The 3,230-nt window shown below is 55.0% G+C and carries 1 tRNA gene and 2 rRNA genes; all 3 read left to right on the forward strand.

Going from position 1 to position 3,230, the window contains the following annotated elements:
• The first annotated feature begins 12 nt into the window (after positions 1-12).
• A 23S ribosomal RNA gene (locus tag EYR15_RS16860) occupies positions 13-2,824 on the forward strand.
• A gap of 92 nt (positions 2,825-2,916) precedes the next feature.
• Positions 2,917-3,030 (forward strand): 5S ribosomal RNA (rrf, locus tag EYR15_RS16865).
• Positions 3,031-3,111: 81 nt separating this feature from the next.
• A tRNA-Met gene (locus EYR15_RS16870) sits at positions 3,112-3,188 on the forward strand.
• Positions 3,189-3,230 lie beyond the last annotated feature (42 nt).

A 3,230-nucleotide genomic window follows, 5' to 3' on the forward strand; every position in this document is an offset into this window, starting at 1 on the left:
GATCGTGAGAGCGATCAAGTGTCTTAAGAGCATTCGGTGGATGCCTTGGCGCTGAGAGGCGATGAAGGACGTGGTACGCTGCGATAAGCGTCGGGGAGCTGCGAACAGGCTTTGATCCGACGATTTCCGAATGGGGAAACCCACCTCCGACGTTTTGTGGTCTGAAACTCGTGAAGAGCGATCTTTGCGGGCGTCAGATCACGATGCGTCGACACAGAGGTATTTGTTTCTGAATACATAGGAAACAAAGGCGAACCCGGGGAACTGAAACATCTAAGTACCCGGAGGAAAGGACATCAACAGAGACTCCGTTAGTAGTGGCGAGCGAACGCGGACTAGGCCAGCGCCTTCAGTTTATTTAGCGGAACCGTCTGGAAAGTCGGGCGTCATTGGGTGATAGCCCCGTACGCGAAAAAGAAACTGCAGGACTCGAGTAGGGCGGGACACGTGAAATCCTGTCTGAACATGGGGGGACCACCCTCCAAGCCTAAGTACTCCTCAGCGACCGATAGCGAACCAGTACCGTGAGGGAAAGGTGAAAAGCACCCCGACAAGGGGAGTGAAACAGTTCCTGAAACCGGATGCTTACAAACAGTAGGAGCCCGCAAGGGTGACTGCGTACCTTTTGTATAATGGGTCAGCGACTTAATGTGTCGAGCAAGCTTAAGCCGTTAGGTGTAGGCGCAGCGAAAGCGAGTCTTAATAGGGCGCGAAGTTCGACGTATTAGACCCGAAACCGGGTGATCTAGCCATGAGCAGGTTGAAGGTGCGGTAACACGCACTGGAGGACCGAACCGGTGCCTGTTGAAAAAGTCTCGGATGACTTGTGGCTAGGGGTGAAAGGCCAACCAAACTCGGAAATAGCTGGTTCTCCGCGAAATCTATTTAGGTAGAGCGTCGGATGAATACTACTGGGGGTAGAGCACTGGATGGGCTAGGGGTCCTTACCGGATTACCAAACCTAACCAAACTCCGAATACCAGTAAGTACTATCCGGCAGACACACGGCGGGTGCTAACGTCCGTCGTGGAGAGGGAAACAACCCTGACCTACAGCTAAGGCCCCCAATTCGTGGCTAAGTGGGAAAGGATGTGAGAATCCCAAAACAACCAGGAGGTTGGCTTAGAAGCAGCCATCCTTTAAAGAAAGCGTAACAGCTCACTGGTCTAAACAAGGGTTCTTGCGCCGAAGATGTAACGGGGCTCAAGCCACGAGCCGAAGCTTAGGGTTCGACGTAGCGATACGTTGAGCGGTAGCGGAGCGTTCCGTAAGTCTGCGAAGGGACAGCCGTGAGGCATCCTGGAGATATCGGAAGTGCGAATGCTGACATGAGTAACGAAAAGGAGTGTGAGAGACACTCCCGCCGAAAGTCCAAGGGTTCCTGCGTAAAGCTAATCTGCGCAGGGTTAGCCGGCCCCTAAGGCGAGGCCGAAAGGCGTAGTCGATGGGAATGGGGTGAATATTCCCCAGCCAGTGGGTAGTGACGAATGACGGAAGCTGTCGGAGGTTATTGGATTCCGAAGGCGGCCTAGTTGTTCCAGGAAATAGCTCCCACATCAGACCGTACCCGAAACCGACACAGGTGGACTGGTAGAGCATACCAAGGCGCTTGAGAGAACTATGCTGAAGGAACTCGGCAAATTGCCTCCGTAACTTCGGGATAAGGAGGCCTCGTATCTGGGCAACCAGGTGCGAGGGGCACAGACCAGGGGGTGGCAACTGTTTAGCAAAAACACAGGGCTCTGCGAAATCGCAAGATGACGTATAGGGTCTGACGCCTGCCCGGTGCTGGAAGGTTAAGAGGAGAGGTGCAAGCTTTGAATCGAAGCCCCAGTAAACGGCGGCCGTAACTATAACGGTCCTAAGGTAGCGAAATTCCTTGTCGGGTAAGTTCCGACCTGCACGAATGGCGTAATGACTTCCCCGCTGTCTCCAGCATAGACTCAGTGAAATTGAATTCCCCGTGAAGATGCGGGGTTCCTGCGGTCAGACGGAAAGACCCCGTGCACCTTTACTGTAGCTTTGCATTGGCGATTGTGTTGGCATGTGTAGGATAGGTGGTAGGCTTTGAAGCATGGGCGCCAGCTCGTGTGGAGCCATCCTTGAAATACCACCCTTATCGTCACGATCGTCTAACCGCGATCCGTTATCCGGATCCGGGACAATGCATGGCAGGCAGTTTGACTGGGGCGGTCGCCTCCCAAAGAGTAACGGAGGCGCGCGATGGTAGGCTCAGACCGGTCGGAAATCGGTCGTTGAGTGCAATGGCATAAGCCTGCCTGACTGCGAGACAGACAAGTCGAGCAGAGACGAAAGTCGGTCATAGTGATCCGGTGGTTCCACGTGGACGGGCCATCGCTCAACGGATAAAAGGTACGCCGGGGATAACAGGCTGATACTGCCCAAGAGTCCATATCGACGGCAGTGTTTGGCACCTCGATGTCGGCTCATCACATCCTGGGGCTGGAGCAGGTCCCAAGGGTTCGGCTGTTCGCCGATTAAAGTGGTACGTGAGCTGGGTTCAGAACGTCGTGAGACAGTTCGGTCCCTATCTGCCGTGGGTGTCGGAGATTTGAGAGGATTTGTCCCTAGTACGAGAGGACCGGGATGAACGCACCTCTGGTGGACCTGTTGTGGCGCCAGCCGCATTGCAGGGTAGCTACGTGCGGACGGGATAACCGCTGAAGGCATCTAAGCGGGAAACCCCCCTCAAAACGAGATCTCCCTTGAGAATCGTGGAAGACCACCACGTTGATAGGCCGGGTGTGGAAGCATGGCGACATGTGAAGCTTACCGGTACTAATCGTTCGATTGGCTTGATCGCTCTTGCGATCCGCGCCCATCCCTCCTCTTGCGTTGAGGATGGGCCGAACCTGAAAGTAAAACTCCAGCTTGCTTCAAAACGCACTTCGCCGGCCTGGTGGCTTTGCGAGGGGAAAAAACCCGATCCCATCCCGAACTCGGCCGTTAAGCCCCTCTGCGCCAATGGTACTTCGTCTTAAGGCGCGGGAGAGTAGGTCGTCGCCAGGCCTGCGAAGTGCGTTACACGTTCCACGATGATCACAGACCAAAACGCGCTCAACCGTCCCCGACCCAACAGTCCGGACACGGCGCGGGGTGGAGCAGCCCGGTAGCTCGTCAGGCTCATAACCTGAAGGTCACAGGTTCAAATCCTGTCCCCGCAACCAAATAAACAAAAACCCGCCAGCTAAAAGCCGGCGGGTTTTTGC

It is taken from the genome of Hansschlegelia quercus (genome assembly GCF_004310425.1).
GTDB lineage: Bacteria > Pseudomonadota > Alphaproteobacteria > Rhizobiales > Methylopilaceae > Methylopila > Methylopila quercus.